The organism is Pantoea sp. UBA6567 (genome assembly GCF_002434165.1).
Classification (GTDB): domain Bacteria; phylum Pseudomonadota; class Gammaproteobacteria; order Enterobacterales; family Enterobacteriaceae; genus Pantoea; species Pantoea eucrina.
In genome coordinates this window covers 74,421-90,197 of record NZ_DJJN01000008.1, presented here as the reverse complement: position 1 = coordinate 90,197, position 15,777 = coordinate 74,421, and the positions used below count along the sequence as shown (strand labels likewise).

Here is a 15,777-nt window from a genome sequence, read left to right as displayed (position 1 = left end):
GGCGCCCTGGTTTATGTGCGGCATCCGATTCGGCCCAGGGGCGCATTAATGCACCCCCTACGGTGATACCGGAATTAATTTCGCGCAACGGAATTCGCAGAGGCGCACTTTATTCGCGCTCGTCGAACTCCTGATAATTATAAATGCCTGCCGCCAGCACCAGCTGTGAGGCGACTTCGCGTGCGGTCTCTTTATCCTGCAGCAGATCCACCAGCTTTAATGCAAAATCAAACGCTGTACCCGGTCCCTGGCTGGTGAGCAGATTGACGCGCGGATCCCATACCACGCGGCGCTCCATCCATTTCGCATCCGGAATTGTCTCTTTCAGGCCCGGAAAGCCGGTCATATTCCCGACCGGAAAAAGATCGTGCGGCACCAGTACCGTGCCTGGCGCTGCGCAAATAGCCGCCACAATTTTGCCTGTCAGATGAAACTGGCGCACCGTTTCCACCAGCAGCGGGCTGTCGCGGAACGTCTCCGCACCTTTCAGACCACCGGGCAGAACAACGGCGTCAAAATCGTTATCTGCCACTTCTGCCAGAGGGGCATCAGCCAGCAGGCGCACGCCGCGCGAGCATATAATTTCCCGTGTGCCGTCACTCTCTGCGCTGGCGGTGGTGACAGTGATGCCGCCGCGCACCAGCACGTCGATGGTGGTGACCGCTTCGGTCTCTTCACTGCCATGAGCGAGGCATACCAGTACGGATGGGCTGGCGTTCATATTGTGACTCCTTACGTTTTACCAGATCATAAAGGCGGCTATTCTCCGGCAGCGTAATGCCCTGACTGCGCGCGCGGCGCAGCAGATAGCCGGTAATATAATCAATTTCAGTTTGTCGCTGCGTACGGATATCCTGCAGCATAGAAGAGACATTGGCGGCAGTCGTGTCGATAACGTCATAAATAATGGCGCCTAGCGTCTCTGCATCCATATGCTGTCCTTCACGCGTCAGCAGCAGCGCCAGCTCGTCGCACAGCGTATCGATCTGCTCCGGCCAGGCGCGCAGCGCGCCGTTCAGGCACTCATGCTCTACCGTTAGCGGATTGATAACGCAGTTCACCGCCAGCTTGCGCCAGCAGGCGGAGGCAATATCATCATGCCAGGCAACGTCAGGTAATGCCTGATGCAGCAGATCCGCGAGATGGCTCAACGGCGCGGCGTCACGGCTGACCGGTCCGATATGCGTGATGCCAGCCGCCACGTGGCGGATCACTGTCCCGTCATGCATCGCCGCATGGGTGGTGATGCCGCGCAGCAGCGGCTGCGTCAAATCGCGCAGCTCCTCCAGCGTTCCCATACCGTTATGCAGCAGCAAAACCGGCATGTCCGCGCGCAGCACGCTCTGAAGATTTTTAATCGCTGGCGAAACCTGTGGCGCTTTCAGGGTAACCAGCAACAGGTCGCTGCGCGCCAGAAACAGCGGATCGTTGGCGATAAAGGTGTGATTGCTCACTTCGCCCTGCAGATCGGTGACGTTAACGGAACAGTAGGGCTGCGGCACGCGCAGCCAGCCCTGTACGTCGTGACCCTGACGGGCCAGCGCAGTCAGCCAGACCTGCCCCAGCGCGCCGCAACCCAGCACGGTAATTTTCATTCTGCCTCCTGCTGGCGGGGTATTTTCACATCACATACTCAGTATAGCTTTGAGCTGCCGCGTGTTTTATTAGCGCAGCAAGACGCGTATTATGCATGTCACTTTAGTATCAGGAGAAGAAAAGATGCCATCTTTCGATATCGTTTCCGAAGTCGAGCTGCAGGAAGTCCGCAACGCGGTAGAAAATACCAACCGTGAACTCTCAACCCGCTTCGACTTTCGTAACGTCACCGCCAGCGTTGAGCTGAATGAGAAGAACGAGACGATTAAAATCACCACCGAGTCCGATTTTCAGGTGAAGCAGATTGTCGATATTCTGCGTGAAAAGCTACTGAAGCGCGGTATTGAAAACGCTGCGATTGAGGTGCCGGAAGAGATTGAACACAGCGGTAAAAGCTGGAGCGTAGAAGCCAAACTGAAAAAAGGCATTGAAAGCGACGTTGCCAAAAAGCTGGTGAAGCTGATCAAAGACAGCAAGCTTAAGGTGCAGACGCAGATTCAGGGCGACGAACTGCGCGTGACCGGCAAATCGCGCGACGATCTGCAGGGCGCCATGGCGCTGGTGCGCGGTGGCAACCTTGGCCAGCCGTTCCAGTTCAAAAACTTCCGCGATTAATCCTCTCTGGCGCACGCCGTACCGCGATAGATCGACAGCGCACCATGCCGGATAGATCGCTGTAAAAAAAAGCCCGACGCAATGGTCGGGCTTCAGATTCAGCAGCTGGCGAGCAGCGCCTCTATCTCAACGCGGCTCGTGACTTTGCTGTCGATTTTGATATACGCGCTTTTCTCTTCCGGCACGATAAATACGGATGCCACGCCAGGCTGAGCTTTCAGACGTTTTTCCAGATTCGGCACGGCCAGCACGGCGTCGCTCAGTACCAGCCGCAGGCTGCTGACGTAAGGCGGCTCCTGCATCGACATCGCAACAAACAGCCAGGCCGCAGCGATAATCGCTCCGATGAGAAATACCGTCTGCGCATCAATATGACCAAAAATCCAGCCGCCGAGGCTGCCGCCAATCGCCACTCCAAGAAACTGGCTGGTGGAGTAGATACCCATGGCGGTGCCCTTATAACCAGCCGGTGACTCTTTGCTGATCAGCGAGGGCAGAATGGCCTCCATTACGTTAAACGCGAGGAAAAAGAGCTGCACGCCAGCCACCAGCGTCCAGAAGTGGCCTTCTGCTCCCCAGAGAACGATTTCCGCAATGATAATCAGCGCCACGCAGCTGACAAAAACCCGCTTCATACGGCGCTTTACTTCGGCGTAGATAATGACCGGCACTACGGCGACAAAGGCAACCAGCATGGTCACCAGATAGATTTTCCAGTGCTCAGCTGCCGGGAGGCCTGCCAGTTCAAACTGGCCGGGCAGGGCGACAAAGCTCGACATCAGCAGCACGTGCAGACAGAGAATGCCGATATTAAGCTTCAGCAGTCCGGGATTGGCCAGCACGGCGCGAATGCTGCCTTTTACCATCCCGGACTCGCGGTTAAGCACGTGACCGCGCGCATTCGGCACGACCAGCAGCGTGATAACGATACCCAGCGTTGCCAGCAGCGCAATCATCCAGAACAGCGCATGCAGCCCCAGCGCGTGCGTGACAATGGGTCCGGCCACCATGGCAATCGCAAAGGTCACGCCAAAACTGATACCGATAAACGCCATCGCTTTAGTGCGGTTCTGCTCACGGGTGAGATCGGACAGCAGCGCCATTACGGCGGCGGCAATAGCGCCGGAGCCTTGTAAGGCGCGACCAAGAATAATGCCCCAGATTGAGGTTGTCGTGGCGGCGATCACGCTGCCAAGGACAAACAGCAGCAGGCCGCCGACAATCAGCGGCTTGCGTCCGATACGATCGGAAAGCAGCCCGAAGGGGATCTGAAAAATGGCCTGTGCCAGACCATAAATACCAATTGCCAGACCAATCAGGGTTTCGCTGGCACCCTGCAACGCCATGCCGTAAGTAGTAAGTACCGGCAGAACCATAAACATTCCGAGCATACGCAGGGAAAAAACGGTACCTAAACCCCATGTAGCGCGCAGCTCTACCGGCGTCATTTTATTGTCGTTCATTCCAACCTCTGTAAGTGTCTGCCTGTCATGCACCATGCTGCAGCAGCCAGTAACACCCTGTTGCTGCAAATCGATTTATTTCGGGCATTTAGCACCCATTTTAGGGAGCAGGGGAGGGCGGGTAAAACATTTGTTTTTAAGCAGTGGTAACAAAAAGAAAGGGCGCGAAAATCGCGCCCTTTCTCAGAGTGACGGTGCCCGCTTACCAGACGTAAGTGAGCAGGTCTTTGGATGCGGGAGCCATGAAGTCAACTGACATCATGACGCTCAGCGCGGTGATGGCGATGATAGAGAACACAAACAGTTTACGCGCCCAGACTTTATCGTTTGAGGTTTTGTAACCTGAGAGTGCCATACCCAGCCACCAGACGCTGACCGCCGCAGCCACGATCAGATATTTGTAGCCCGCATAACCACCCAGTGAGAGCATCAGCGTGGCAATCATAAACGCCAGAATGTAGAGCGTAATATGATTTTTCGCCACAGAGATGCCTTTCACCACCGGCAGAACCGGAATGTTGGCGGCCTGGTAATCTTTAAAGCGGAAGATGGCAATCGCGTAGGAGTGCGGCATCTGCCACAGGCTAAAGATAGCCAGTAAAATTAATGCGCCAGCATCAAACTCATTGGTGACTGCGCAGTAGCCAATTACCGGTGGCGCAGCACCGGAGAGGCTGCCGATCAGCGTTCCGTAGACCGAATGACGCTTCATATAGAGGCTGTAAACGCCAACATAGACCACGAAGCCCATGACCGCCAGCCACATGGCCAGCGGGTTGGCGCCGAAATACAGCAACGCAAAGCCAGCAATACCCAACGCAGTGGCATAAACCAGGCTTACTTTCGCCGAGATCAGGCCTTTGACCAGAACCCGGTTCCGCGTTCTCTCCATTTTGATGTCGATATCGCGGTCAATCACATTGTTGAATACACAACCCGATGCGACCACCAGCGATACGCCAGCCAGCGCGGTGAGAAACAGGGGATAATCGATGCTGCCTTTAGAGGCCAGCAGAAATCCACCGATGACAGAAATTAAATTTCCGAAAATAATTCCTGGTTTTGTTACTTGCAGGTATTGCTTAATCATTACGCGTGACTCTTTAGTGGGCCATCATGTTGTAGTTGAGGTTCCACATAATCCACAGTGAACCGATCACAACAATCAGAATGATGATTGCTGAGAAGACAATGGCCACCATGTTCCAGCCACCCTCTGATTTGCTGTCCAGATGCAGGAAGTAGACCAGGTGCACCAGCACCTGAACCACTGCACACACCAGAACCACACCCAGGATGGTGCCGTGTGAGGCACTGCCATCCATTACCATCCAGAACGGGATCGCCGTCAGGATGATAGAGAGGATGAAGCCGATCATGTAAGACTTCACGCTACCGTGTGATGCACCATGTTCGTTTACAGAATGACTCATTACATGGCCCCCATCAGATAGACAACGGTGAATACGCAGATCCACACCACATCCAGGAAGTGCCAGAACAGGCTCAGGCACATGATACGGGTACGGTTGCTCTCAGTCAGACCACGTTTAGCGATCTGGAACATCAGAACCGCCATCCAGATCAGACCAGAGGTAACGTGCAGACCGTGCGTACCAACCAGAGTAAAGAAGCCAGAAAGGAAGCCACTACGGTTTGGACCGAAGCCTTCCGCAATCAGGTGATGGAATTCATAGATTTCCATCCCGATAAATCCGGCACCGAACAGGAAGGTCAGGGCCAGCCAGCCAATGACCGAACCTTTGTTCTGGTTGTTCATCGCAATCACTGCCATTCCATAAGTAATGGAGCTCAGCAGCAGCAGCGCGGTTTCAACCAGCACAAACGGCAGTTCGAAAATATCTTTACCTGCCGGGCCACCGGCAGTGTTGTTGACCATTACTGCATAGGTCGCAAACAGCGTTGCGAAGATAATGCAGTCACTCATCAGGTAGATCCAGAAGCCAAAGACTTTATTGGCTCCTGCATCGTGATGCCCATGCTCCGCATGGGCGTCGTGGTGGTGTTTTACGGTTTGAGTCGACATTATTTCAGACCTGCTTTGCTGATGTCATCAAAGTGCTTCTTCTCGATCTGCTCGATTTCAGCAACCGGAACGTAGTAATCCACGTCCTCATCGAAGCTCTTCACAATCCAGGTCACGATAGTGCCCAGGAAAGTGAGACCCGCCAGCCACCAGATATGCCAGATCATGGCGAAACCGAAGACTGTTACGAATGCAGCGATAACAATGGCCGCGCCGCTGTTTTTCGGCATATGAATTTCTTCATATTTTTCTGGCTGCTTGTACGCTTCGCCTTTCTCTTTCATTTCCCAGAACGCATCACGCTCGTGGATATGAGGGATAACAGCAAAGTTGTAGAACGGTGGTGGTGAAGAGGTTGCCCACTCCAGCGTACGACCGCCCCACGGGTCACCAGTCAGATCGCGGTTCTGATCGCGGTCACGTACCGATACCCAGAACTGAACCAGCTGGCACAGAATACCGCAGGCAATCAGCGCCGCACCGCCAGCTGCAACAACCAGCAGCGAGTGGAACTGTGGATCGATATCCTGGCTCAGACGACGGGTCATACCCATGAAGCCCAGTGCGTACAGCGGCATAAAGGCAACAAAGAAGCCGATGATCCAGAACCAGAAGGCGCGTTTACCCCAGGTTTCGTTCAGCGTGAAGCCAAATGCTTTCGGGAACCAGTAAGTCACACCGGCCATGCAACCGAAGACAACACCACCGATAATAACGTTATGGAAGTGTGCAATCAGGAACAGGCTGTTGTGCAGGACAAAGTCTGCGCCCGGTACGGCCAGCAGTACGCCGGTCATACCACCGACTGAGAAGGTCACCAGGAAGCCGATGGTCCACAGCATCGCTGAGTTAAACTCAATACGACCCTGATACATGGTGAACAGCCAGTTAAAGATTTTCACCCCGGTCGGAATCGCGATGATCATCGTCATGATACCGAAGAAGGCGTTAACGTTAGCGCCCGCACCCATGGTGAAGAAGTGGTGCAGCCAGACGATGAACGACAGTACGGTAATGGCGATGGTTGCCCACACCAGTGAGGTGTAACCAAACAGACGCTTTTTCGAGAACGTCGCGGTAACTTCAGAGAAGACACCAAAGACCGGCAGAACGAGGATGTACACTTCCGGGTGACCCCAGACCCAGATCAGGTTGACGTACATCATCATGTTACCGCCCATATCATTAGTAAAGAAATGGAAGCCGAGGTAACGATCAAGCGTCAACAGTGCCAGCGTCACGGTCAGAACCGGGAACGCAGCGATGATCAGGACGTTGGTGCAGAGTGATGCCCAGGTAAAGACCGGCATTTTGAACAGGTCCATGCCCGGCGCACGCATCTTCAGAATGGTCACGAAGAAGTTGATACCGGTCAGCGTGGTCCCGATCCCTGAGAGCTGGAGACTCCAGATCCAGTAGTCGACCCCGACGCCAGGACTATACTCCGCGCCAGAAAGCGGCGGATAAGCCAGCCAGCCAGTCTGTGCGAACTCGCCCACACCCAGAGAGATGTTCACCAGGATCACACCGACCGCGGTAAACCAGAAGCTCAGGTTGTTCAGGAACGGGAACGCAACGTCACGGGCACCGATTTGCAGCGGAACCGCGATGTTCATCAGACCTACAACGAATGGCATTGCCACGAAGAAGATCATAATCACGCCGTGAGCAGTGAAGATCTGATCGTAGTGGTGCGGAGGCAGAATGCCCGCCTCACCGGCAGAAGCCATAACCTGTTGGGTACGCATCATTACTGCATCGGCAAAGCCGCGCAGCAGCATGACGAATGCCATGATGATATACATGATACCCAGTTTTTTGTGGTCAACGGAGGTAAGCCATTCTGACCACAGATACTTCCACTTACCAAAATAGGTGAGGGCGGCAACCAGCGCCAGACCACCAATGATGATAGCGGCGACCGTAACCATGATAATAGGCTCATGGTACGGCACTGCATCCAGTGTTAATTTTCCGAACATCGTATTATTCCCCGGTTCCCGCAGCAGCGGCGTGATTCATGTCCATGCCTTCGTGTGACATGTCCATTTTCCCGTGGCTCATCTTGAACTTATCAATAATCTGCTTGAAGAGTTCAGGATTCGCAGTTGAGAAATATTCCACCGGATGATTCTCACTTGGCGAAGCCAGTTTCTCAAACTCATCCATGGTGGTCAGCGTGTTAGGTGCCGCTTTAACTTTGGCAACCCACTGCTGGAATTCCGCATCATCTTTAGTTGCAATGGCCTTGAACTTCATGCCAGAGAAACCGCGACCACTGAAGTTTGATGAGATACCGTCAAACGTTCCTGGCTCATTGGCGATCAGGTGCAGTTTGGTCTGCATGCCCGCCATGGCGTAGATCTGGCTGCCGAGCGTAGGAATGAAGAACGAGTTCATCACGGAGTTAGAGGTGATTTTGAAGTTAACTGGCGTATTTGCCGGGAAGGCAATCTGGTTAACGGTGGCAATACCCTGTTCCGGGTAAATGAACAGCCATTTCCAGTCCAGTGCAACCACATCGATCTCAACAGGCTTAACGTCAGAGACCAGCGGTTTAGCCGGCTCCAGCGCATGCGTTGATTTCCAGGTCAGCACGCCGAGGAAGATGATGATCAGGATCGGAATGGTCCAGACCACGGCTTCCACTTTGTTAGAGTGTGACCAGTTAGGGCTGTACTTCGCTTCGGTATTGGTCGCCCGATATTTCCAGGCAAACACAACAGCCATTAAGACTGCCGGAATAACGACAATCATCATCAAGCCAAAGGCTGTCAGAATCAGTGAACGTTGCTCCATTGCAATCTGTCCCTTGGGATTTAACAACGCACTATCGCAGCCGCTGAGTAATACAGCGCCTGCGATTAATGACAAAATCCCCAAACATTTATTGTATTTCATGAGTCTCATTTAACGACCTCAATGACAAGGGCTCTATTGTCGTTTAAGTGTGCGCGCATTTTACGGTAAGGTTTATGCAGTGTAAACCAGCTTAAGGATGTGTCAGAAGGGTGTTGACACCTTTTGCTAAGGGAGTCACAGATGTTACGCAGAGTGACAAATTATTAACCGCGACAAGCAGTTGGCGGCAATATAACAAAAAGCAATGACAGAAACCGCAGAAAAAACAGGGAAAGCATAAACCGTACTTTTAATGCTCACTTATTTAACAATTATGCATCATTTGAGCGATAATTTTTCCACAAACTGATTGCTCACCGGATTTAAATATCGCCCGATGTTGTTAAATTAATGTTTTTATTTCGCGATGAAAAAAATGCTATTTGCGCTAATTCGCAGGTGCTATTTTTAAACAAAATAAATAGCGCCTGCAAATAGTGTCTGGCTATCGCTCAGCGAGCCGGTGGGTTTTCCTCAGAGCCAGACAGTCGAGTACCACGCCCAGCATAACGGCCAGAACGGCAATGCCGATGCCCGCCTCAAACAGTGGCGTCAGCAGCGCAGTCAGCGATTCTGCGCCTGCAGCTGTTAGCGCCAGCGTCAGCAGCCAGCAGCCCAGTAACGCGCAGCCTGCGGTGAACAGGCGGACAATCCAGCGATAGCCCACAGGCCAGCTGGTACGCGGAATAAACGTGCCGCTCTGCTGCATCTGAAGAAGCGTGGTGCGGCTAAGCCACAGCAGCAGCAGTCCCGGTAGCGCAGCCACAACGGTAAACGCATAGAAAGCTGACCAGCCCCATAGCTCAACCAGCCAGCCGGCGGCCGGACCCACATAAACGCGGCCAACAGCAGCCAGCGCTGAGAGCAGAGCGAACTGGGTGGCAGAGAACGCTTTATTACACATGGTCATCAGCAGCGCCACAAAGGCTGCTGTTCCCATGCCACCACACAGATTTTCAATAAACACCGCGCTGGCCATGCTCCAGAGGTGGGGCGGGGTAACCGCCAGCAGCCAGTAAGCGGCGTTCGATACGGCCTGCAGAATGCCAAACAGCATCAGAGCGCGAAACAGGCTCAGACGCTGCATCAGCACGCCGCCATAGAGTGCGCCGATAATCGTCGCCAGCAGCCCCAGCGTTTTATTCACCAGGCCAACATCGCCCGCGCTGAAGCCGACGCCGCGGATAAGAAAGGTTGTTGTCAGCGACGCCGCGAAGGCATCTCCCAGCTTATAAAGGATGATCAGGGTGATAAGCAGCCAGGCATTGTTACGCTGAAAAAAATCCGCCAGAGGAAACGTAACGGCCTGGCGCAGCGTATGCGGCTCGCGTTTAGCCGCAGCGGGCTCGCGAGCCAGCAGCGTGGCAATCAGCCCCGGGATCATTAGCAGCGCCATCAGCCAGTAGGTTGCGCGCCAGCCCAGATAGCGATCGGCAAGCCAGAGTGCCAGCCCGCCGGAGATAAGCATCGCCAGGCGATAGCCCAGCACCGTAATCGCTGCGCCGCTGCCGCGCTCTTCCGGCGGCAGGATATCCGTTTTCCACGCATCAAAAACGATATCCTGAGAGGCGGAACAGAATGCGACCAGCACGGCGATGGCCGCCAGCAGCGTTAAATCCTGAGCCGGATGCATAAAACCGAGCGCGACAATGCCGGCAATCAGCGCCAGCTGAGTCAGCAGTAGCCAGCCCCGGCGACGTCCCAGAAACGGCGGCGTATAGCGGTCCATCACCGGCGACCAGAGAAACTTGAAAACGTAAGCCTGTCCTACCAGCGAAAAGAAGCCAATGGTTTTGAGGTCGACATTCTCTACGGTCATCCATGCCTGCAGCGTGCCTGCGGTCAGCGCCAGCGGCAAGCCGGAAGCAAAACCAAGCAGCAGCAGTACCGCCGCGTTACGTTGGGTAAATATTCGCAGATAGTGAGAGGTCATAGCCAGCCTGAGGTAGTGCCCGGCACAGACGGCCGGGCAGATGACAGCGGAGCGGTTAGCGTGCGTTCTGTTTAATGAAGTTGTTTACGCTGGTGTCCTGCGCCATATCGGCGATCACATCGCTCAGCGTCGCATTCACAGCGTTGGTGATCTTGTCGTTGGTGGCATTGAAAGCGCCTTCAATGCTGTAGGTCTGACGGTAGTTTTTCACCTGCTTGTTGCCATTTTTCGCCGTGGCAATAATAGAGATATCCGCTTTCGTGGTGATGCTGTAGCGCACGTTACCCTGCGTGACGTCAGCGTAGAGGCCATTCACCACAATCTGCAGATCCACTGCGCCGTTCGGGCCAATCATATATCCGCGGGAGGTCATCTGCTTCTCCAGCACTTCCTGCAACAGAAAACGCAGGTCGCGTGATGGCGTCAGCGTAACCAGCTGTCCATCGCGGTTAACCTTTGCCAGCGCCTGATCGCTGCGCTGATCGGCACCGTTTACGCTGACGGTAACGCCCATCAGGCTCGGATCCTGTTGTGGCAGCTGGATCTTTGGCTGAATGTTCAGGGTTGTACTGTTGCTGGCACAGCCGGCTAAAACAAAAGCAGCCAGCAGAGGGAATAACAGTTTTTTCAACATACTCATTCTCATTAGCGTTAGGTTGGGAGATAAATCCGGCGTCATCATAGCATTGCAGCGAGGTGAAAAAAGCCCCAGCCACCGGGAAATTGATTGTAAAGGCTTTTTTCAGCCCGGAGGAAAACCCGCAGGTTGACCCGCCCGGATTGCCGGTTATGATGCGCTGCAGAGCGGGAATATTTTCTGATTTTTACCGGGCAGTAATGCAAAACCTACTAATATTTAAACAGATGGGGCACAGCGCTCGCCGGAGAGGGTGTAAACAATGATTCGCGAACAAATAGAAGAAAAGCTGCGCAACGCTTTCACACCTGCACACCTCGAAGTGCATGATGAAAGCTATCGTCATAACGTGCCTGCCGGTTCTGAAAGTCACTTTAAAGTGGTGATTGTCAGCGATCACTTTACCGGCCAGCGCTTTTTACAGCGGCATCGCGCCATCTATGGCGAACTGTCTGCGGAACTGGCAGGCAGCGTACACGCGCTGGCGCTGCATACCTACACGCAAAAAGAGTGGCACGGGCTGCAGGATACTGTCCTGGCTTCGCCTAACTGCCGGGGTGCCGGTACGCTTGCCTGATGCTGGCATCTTCAACCTTTCCTGAAACGGCCTGCGGGCCGTTTTTTCGTTTCTCAGACGCTAAACGCGATCTGCGGCGCAAAAAAGCAGCAAAGTCGTTAAAAAGTGGTGAGTTTGCAGCCTCGACTCATTCCGGCGATGCCGCTATAATGCGGCGTCTATTTTTCCGGAATGTCTTCGGGACGCTTCTGGTGACAGGGATGTGGTTCTGCCCGCAGAGGCCGTCCCGGTTATTGGATACGGCGCATTAATTGTGTGGTGTCTGAAGTTGACCGAGCACGTGATTTTTTGAGGTAACAAAATGACAGTTTCAGTAGAAACCACCCAGGGTCTGGGCCGCCGCATTTCGATTACTATTCCAGCTGACAGCATTGACGCTGCAGTTAAGAAAGAACTGATTGAAGTGGCTAAGAAAGTCCGTATCGATGGTTTCCGTAAAGGTAAAGTGCCATCGCATATCATCAATCAGCGCTACGGCGCCTCTGTTCGCCAGGATGTGCTGGGCGAGCTGATGACGCGTAACTTTGTTGACGCCATCATCAAAGAGAAAATTAATCCAGCAGGCGCGCCTGACTACGTGCCGGGTGAGTATAAAGAAGGCGAAGACTTTACCTATGCGGTTGAGTTTGAAGTCTACCCGGAAGTGGAATTACAGGGTCTGGACGCAATCGAAGTTGAAAAACCGGTTGTTGAAGTGACCGATGCAGACGTTGACGCGATGCTGGATACCCTGCAGAAGCAGCAGGCTACCTGGAAAGAGACTGACGCAGCGGCTACCGCTGAAGATCGCGCTACCATCGATTTCAACGGTTCTGTTGATGGCGAAGAGTTTGAAGGCGGTAAAGCGTCTGACTTCGTACTGGCGATGGGTCAGGGTCGTATGATCCCTGGTTTTGAAGAAGGCATCACCGGTAAGAAAGCGGGTGACACCTTTACTATCGACGTTAAATTCCCGGACGATTACCACGCAGAAAACCTGAAAGGGAAAGATGCGAAGTTTGATATCGTTCTGAAGAAAGTTGAAACCCGTGAACTGCCAGAACTGACCGCTGATTTCATCAAACGTTTCGGCGTAGAAGATGGTTCAGTTGATGGCCTGCGTGCAGAAGTGCGTAAAAACATGGAGCGCGAGCTCAAAGGCGCTATCCGTAACCGCGTGAAGTCTCAGGTTCTGGATGGTCTGGTTGAAGCGAACAACATCGACGTGCCAGCCGCTCTGATTGATGGCGAAATCGACGTGCTGCGTCGTCAGGCTGCTCAGCGCTTTGGTGGCAATGAGAAGCAGGCGCTGGAACTGCCACGTGAGCTGTTCGAAGAGCAGGCAAAACGTCGCGTTGTTGTAGGTCTGCTGCTGGGCGAAGTGATCCGCATCAACGAGCTGAAAGCGGATGAAGATCGCGTTAAGACGCTGATTGAAGAGATGGCTTCTGCGTATGAAGATCCGCAGGAAGTTATCGAGTTCTACAGCAAGAACAGCGAGCTGATGAACAACATGCGCAACGTTGCGCTGGAAGAGCAGGCGGTCGAGGCTCTGCTGGCGAAAGCCAAGGTTACCGACAAAGCGACCTCTTTCCAGGAGCTGATGAACCAGACCTCTGCGGCCTGATTAATCACTTAACGGAATGTGCTCAGCCCGCGACCTCCTGTCGCGGGCTTTTTTATATTTATGATAAAAACCCCCTTCCTGCACCGCTATTTGACTAATTAAGCGGCAAATTATCCGTTATGCTCTTTTTCCAGGTTAGCGAATAGAGAAAAGGTTGTTATGCTTGAAACAACCGGGCAGCATCCCCAGATAGAGGAAGAATGCGAGAGAACCGTGAGGCTGGCTGATTAACCGTCCTGAAATGTCGGAACGAGGCGGCTGTGCATAGTTTTCGCAGCGCGTCTCACGTAGAATCGGTACAGAATGTTGCCAATGAAATTTATCAGGAGACGGTAATGTCATACAGTGGCGATCGTGAATTTACTGCACCAACTAATGCGCTGGTGCCAATGGTGGTCGAACAAACCTCGCGCGGCGAGCGTTCTTACGACATCTATTCCCGCCTGCTTAAAGAGCGCGTTATCTTTCTGACCGGTCAGGTTGAAGATCACATGGCGAACCTGATTGTGGCGCAGATGCTGTTTCTGGAAGCAGAGAATCCGGAAAAAGATATCTATCTCTACATCAATTCACCGGGTGGCGTGATTACGGCTGGCATGTCGATCTACGACACCATGAAATTCATTAAGCCGGACGTCAGCACCATCTGTATGGGCCAGGCGTGCTCAATGGGCGCGTTTTTGCTGACGGCAGGAACCAAAGGTAAACGTTTCTGCCTGCCTAACTCCCGCGTGATGATTCACCAGCCGCTGGGCGGCTATCAGGGACAGGCAACGGATATTGAAATTCACGCGCGTGAAATTCTGAAAGTAAAACAGCGCATGAATGAGCTGATGGCTGAGCATACCGGCAAATCGCTGGAGCAGATTGAGCGCGATACCGAACGCGATCGTTTCCTCTCTGCCAGCGAAGCGGTAGAGTATGGCCTGGTTGACTCTATACTGACACACCGTCAATAAGACGCACCTGCCTGGCCCTTACGCTATAGTTAACGGGGGGCAGGCAGATGAGTTGCATGCATACCGGCCGTTGTTGTACGGCCAGTGCCGTACACCAGAGTAGGTCTGAGAACGAAAAGAGGTTAGCTGATGACAGATAAGCGCAAAGACGGTTCAGGTAAGTTGCTGTACTGCTCTTTCTGCGGCAAAAGCCAGCATGAAGTCCGTAAGCTGATTGCCGGGCCGTCAGTCTATATTTGCGACGAATGTGTCGATTTATGTAATGACATCATTCGTGAAGAGATCAAAGAGGTTGCGCCGCATCGCGAGCGTAGCGCTCTGCCAACGCCACATGAAATTCGTCACCATCTCGATGACTATGTTATTGGTCAGGAAAAGGCGAAAAAAGTGCTGGCGGTTGCCGTTTACAACCACTACAAACGTCTGCGCAATGGCGATACCAGCAACGGTATTGAGCTGGGCAAAAGTAACATCCTGCTGATCGGCCCAACCGGTAGCGGTAAGACACTGCTGGCAGAGACGCTGGCGCGCCTGCTGGATGTGCCTTTTACCATGGCGGACGCCACTACGCTGACCGAAGCGGGCTACGTGGGCGAAGATGTAGAAAACATCATCCAGAAGCTGCTGCAGAAGTGCGACTATGATGTGCAGAAGGCGCAGCGCGGTATCGTCTACATCGATGAGATCGATAAAATCTCCCGTAAGTCTGATAACCCTTCTATTACGCGTGATGTGTCAGGCGAAGGCGTACAGCAGGCCCTGCTGAAGCTGATCGAAGGCACCGTTGCCGCTGTCCCGCCTCAGGGTGGCCGCAAACATCCGCAGCAGGAGTTCCTGCAGGTTGATACATCGAAAATCCTGTTTATCTGCGGCGGCGCATTTGCCGGCCTTGATAAGGTGATTTCGCAGCGTGTAGAAACCGGATCGGGTATCGGCTTTGGCGCGACAGTAAAAGGCAAATCGCAAAAAGCCAGCGAAGGCGAACTGCTGTCACAGGTAGAACCGGAAGATTTGATCAAATTTGGTCTGATTCCGGAATTTATCGGTCGTCTGCCAGTGGTTGCTACGCTGAACGAGCTGAGCGAAGAAGCCCTGATTCAGATCCTGCGCGAGCCGAAAAATGCGCTCACCAAGCAGTATCAGGCGCTGTTTAACCTGGAAGGCGTTGAGCTGGAGTTCCGCGACGAAGCGCTGACGGCTATCGCTAAAAAGGCGATGTCGCGTAAAACCGGTGCGCGCGGTCTGCGTTCTATCGTTGAGGCGGCGCTGCTGGAAACCATGTATGACCTGCCTTCAATGGAAGATGTCGAGAAAGTGGTTATCGATGATTCGGTGATTGATGGCGAGTCCGATCCAATGCTGATTTATGGTAAGCATGAAGCACAAGCTTCTGGCGAATAAATAAGCAGCCAAATCACGTTGTTATCTTAAAAAAGGGGAATT

15 protein-coding genes are annotated in these 15,777 nt (G+C 53.4%); 5 read left to right on the top strand and 10 right to left on the bottom strand.

Features of this window, described 5'->3' with window-relative positions:
• Nucleotides 1-109: 109 nt before the first annotated feature.
• Both yajL and panE read right to left on the bottom strand, forming a co-directional pair.
• Nucleotides 110-721: a protein deglycase YajL gene (yajL, locus tag B4M48_RS15125; protein ID WP_039382974.1), complete on the bottom strand. Its 612-nt coding sequence runs from the start codon at nt 719-721 to the stop codon at nt 110-112.
• The gene (panE, locus tag B4M48_RS15120; protein ID WP_288657124.1) at nt 675-1,595 is read right to left on the bottom strand and encodes a 2-dehydropantoate 2-reductase; all 921 of its coding nucleotides are present in this window, start codon (nt 1,593-1,595) and stop codon (nt 675-677) included. The genes yajL and panE overlap by 47 nt, the downstream gene beginning before the upstream one ends.
• 124 nt (nt 1,596-1,719) lie before the next feature.
• Between panE and B4M48_RS15115 the strand changes: the two genes are divergently transcribed.
• Nucleotides 1,720-2,211 (top strand): YajQ family cyclic di-GMP-binding protein, encoded by a 492-nt coding sequence (locus B4M48_RS15115; protein WP_039382976.1) that lies wholly within the window; start codon nt 1,720-1,722, stop codon nt 2,209-2,211.
• 98 nt (nt 2,212-2,309) lie between these two features.
• On the opposite strand, the gene B4M48_RS15110 is transcribed toward B4M48_RS15115, so the two are convergent.
• The 8 genes from B4M48_RS15110 to B4M48_RS15075 all read right to left on the bottom strand — a co-directional run bounded on the left by B4M48_RS15110 (nt 2,310) and on the right by B4M48_RS15075 (nt 11,189).
• The gene (locus B4M48_RS15110) at nt 2,310-3,674 is read right to left on the bottom strand and encodes an MFS transporter (protein ID WP_039382977.1); all 1,365 of its coding nucleotides are present in this window, start codon (nt 3,672-3,674) and stop codon (nt 2,310-2,312) included.
• 202 nt (nt 3,675-3,876) lie between these two features.
• The gene (gene cyoE, locus B4M48_RS15105) at nt 3,877-4,764 is read right to left on the bottom strand and encodes a heme o synthase (protein ID WP_039382978.1); all 888 of its coding nucleotides are present in this window, start codon (nt 4,762-4,764) and stop codon (nt 3,877-3,879) included.
• Between the two features lie 13 nt (nt 4,765-4,777).
• The gene (locus B4M48_RS15100) at nt 4,778-5,107 is read right to left on the bottom strand and encodes a cytochrome o ubiquinol oxidase subunit IV (RefSeq protein WP_039382979.1); all 330 of its coding nucleotides are present in this window, start codon (nt 5,105-5,107) and stop codon (nt 4,778-4,780) included.
• On the bottom strand, nt 5,107-5,721 hold the full coding sequence (locus tag B4M48_RS15095) for a cytochrome o ubiquinol oxidase subunit III (protein WP_039382980.1): 615 nt from the start codon (nt 5,719-5,721) through the stop codon (nt 5,107-5,109). The genes B4M48_RS15100 and B4M48_RS15095 overlap by 1 nt, the downstream gene beginning before the upstream one ends.
• Nucleotides 5,721-7,703: a cytochrome o ubiquinol oxidase subunit I gene (gene cyoB, locus B4M48_RS15090; protein WP_039382981.1), complete on the bottom strand. Its 1,983-nt coding sequence runs from the start codon at nt 7,701-7,703 to the stop codon at nt 5,721-5,723. The genes B4M48_RS15095 and cyoB overlap by 1 nt, the downstream gene beginning before the upstream one ends.
• A 4-nt stretch (nt 7,704-7,707) precedes the next feature.
• A complete protein-coding gene (cyoA, locus tag B4M48_RS15085) occupies nt 7,708-8,631 on the bottom strand; it encodes a cytochrome o ubiquinol oxidase subunit II (RefSeq protein ID WP_039382982.1) in 924 nt (307 codons plus the stop codon).
• 436 nt (nt 8,632-9,067) lie between these two features.
• Complete coding sequence (ampG, locus tag B4M48_RS15080; protein WP_071668931.1) at nt 9,068-10,555, bottom strand: muropeptide MFS transporter AmpG; 1,488 nt, start codon at nt 10,553-10,555, stop codon at nt 9,068-9,070.
• A 55-nt stretch (nt 10,556-10,610) separates the two neighbouring features.
• Nucleotides 10,611-11,189: a lipoprotein gene (locus B4M48_RS15075; protein ID WP_039382984.1), complete on the bottom strand. Its 579-nt coding sequence runs from the start codon at nt 11,187-11,189 to the stop codon at nt 10,611-10,613.
• A 265-nt stretch (nt 11,190-11,454) separates the two neighbouring features.
• On the opposite strand from B4M48_RS15075, the gene bolA reads away from it, so the two are divergent.
• The 4 genes from bolA to clpX all read left to right on the top strand — a co-directional run bounded on the left by bolA (nt 11,455) and on the right by clpX (nt 15,735).
• Entirely contained in the window at nt 11,455-11,769 is a 315-nt protein-coding gene (gene bolA, locus B4M48_RS15070) for a transcriptional regulator BolA (RefSeq protein ID WP_039382985.1), read from the top strand.
• A gap of 301 nt (nt 11,770-12,070) precedes the next feature.
• Nucleotides 12,071-13,375 (top strand): trigger factor, encoded by a 1,305-nt coding sequence (gene tig / locus B4M48_RS15065; RefSeq protein ID WP_039382986.1) that lies wholly within the window; start codon nt 12,071-12,073, stop codon nt 13,373-13,375.
• Between the two features lie 335 nt (nt 13,376-13,710).
• Nucleotides 13,711-14,334, top strand: a complete 624-nt coding sequence (clpP, locus tag B4M48_RS15060) for an ATP-dependent Clp endopeptidase proteolytic subunit ClpP (RefSeq protein ID WP_010616837.1) — start codon at nt 13,711-13,713, stop codon at nt 14,332-14,334.
• A gap of 129 nt (nt 14,335-14,463) precedes the next feature.
• Entirely contained in the window at nt 14,464-15,735 is a 1,272-nt protein-coding gene (gene clpX / locus B4M48_RS15055) for an ATP-dependent protease ATP-binding subunit ClpX (protein ID WP_039382987.1), read from the top strand.
• Nucleotides 15,736-15,777: the final 42 nt, after the last annotated feature.

Bases quoted from the DNA above. Each gene is read 5' to 3' on its own strand.
- B4M48_RS15075 (WP_039382984.1), bottom strand. From the start codon at position 11,189: ATGTTGAAAAAACTGTTATTCCCTCTGCTGGCTGCTTTTGTTTTAGCC.
- panE (WP_288657124.1), bottom strand. From the start codon at position 1,595: ATGAAAATTACCGTGCTGGGTTGCGGCGCGCTGGGGCAGGTCTGGCTG.
- clpX (WP_039382987.1), top strand. From the start codon at position 14,464: ATGACAGATAAGCGCAAAGACGGTTCAGGTAAGTTGCTGTACTGCTCT.
- B4M48_RS15115 (WP_039382976.1), top strand. From the start codon at position 1,720: ATGCCATCTTTCGATATCGTTTCCGAAGTCGAGCTGCAGGAAGTCCGC.
- tig (WP_039382986.1), top strand. From the start codon at position 12,071: ATGACAGTTTCAGTAGAAACCACCCAGGGTCTGGGCCGCCGCATTTCG.
- clpP (WP_010616837.1), top strand. From the start codon at position 13,711: ATGTCATACAGTGGCGATCGTGAATTTACTGCACCAACTAATGCGCTG.
- ampG (WP_071668931.1), bottom strand. From the start codon at position 10,555: ATGACCTCTCACTATCTGCGAATATTTACCCAACGTAACGCGGCGGTA.
- cyoE (WP_039382978.1), bottom strand. From the start codon at position 4,764: ATGATTAAGCAATACCTGCAAGTAACAAAACCAGGAATTATTTTCGGA.
- B4M48_RS15110 (WP_039382977.1), bottom strand. From the start codon at position 3,674: ATGAACGACAATAAAATGACGCCGGTAGAGCTGCGCGCTACATGGGGT.
- cyoA (WP_039382982.1), bottom strand. From the start codon at position 8,631: ATGAGACTCATGAAATACAATAAATGTTTGGGGATTTTGTCATTAATC.
- yajL (WP_039382974.1), bottom strand. From the start codon at position 721: ATGAACGCCAGCCCATCCGTACTGGTATGCCTCGCTCATGGCAGTGAA.
- B4M48_RS15095 (WP_039382980.1), bottom strand. From the start codon at position 5,721: ATGTCGACTCAAACCGTAAAACACCACCACGACGCCCATGCGGAGCAT.
- cyoB (WP_039382981.1), bottom strand. From the start codon at position 7,703: ATGTTCGGAAAATTAACACTGGATGCAGTGCCGTACCATGAGCCTATT.
- B4M48_RS15100 (WP_039382979.1), bottom strand. From the start codon at position 5,107: ATGAGTCATTCTGTAAACGAACATGGTGCATCACACGGTAGCGTGAAG.
- bolA (WP_039382985.1), top strand. From the start codon at position 11,455: ATGATTCGCGAACAAATAGAAGAAAAGCTGCGCAACGCTTTCACACCT.